The sequence below is a fragment of the Ancylomarina longa genome, assembly GCF_003996985.1.
GTDB classification, from domain to species: Bacteria; Bacteroidota; Bacteroidia; order Bacteroidales; family Marinifilaceae; genus Ancylomarina_A; species Ancylomarina_A longa.
The window spans coordinates 1-561 of record NZ_RJJX01000170.1 but is presented as its reverse complement, the minus strand read 5'-3'; the positions used below and the strand labels follow the sequence as shown (position 1 = coordinate 561).

The 561-nt window shown below is 36.9% G+C and carries 1 pseudogene; it reads right to left on the bottom strand.

Annotated elements, in window-relative coordinates:
• Nucleotides 1-70 precede the first annotated feature (70 nt).
• Nucleotides 71-397: pseudogene (locus DLK05_RS16820) on the bottom strand (transposase); the annotation flags it as partial.
• Between the last annotated feature and the right edge of the window lie 164 nt (nt 398-561).

Genomic DNA, 561 nt, shown 5'->3' with positions numbered 1-561 from the left:
TAATGTGGTTCCGTTAATTAGACCACTCAATTCAGTTTTATAAGTGATAAATCCGCTCTAAATATTTAAATTATGCTGCCATTACTTTTAGTAAATGTTGATCATAAAATTCATCCGGTGTTGCCTTATTCAAACTTGAATGAGGACGTATCATGTTATAAAAATCCAAATATTCAGCAATTGATTGTTTCGCTTGTTTAACCGTATCGTAAGCCTTCAAATAGACTTCCTCATGCTTCACGCTGCGCCATAAACGCTCAATCATTACATTATCCATCCATCGTCCTTTCCCATCCATACTGATACGGATATTTCGCAATTTTAACTCATTCAAAAATGCCTCGCTTGTGAATTGACTGCCTTGGTCTGTATTAAACACCTCAGGACAACCATATTTCACACGCCTTCTGATTTATTTGGCACGTGTTTCTTTGTGGCGGTGTTCATAGTCAACCGCGGCTCGACGCCACGCTACAAATATATGATGGAGAACACATTGAGGCTAGAGACAGAACAATATATTTAATATGAATAAAAGGTATATAGCAATACTCAAGGATA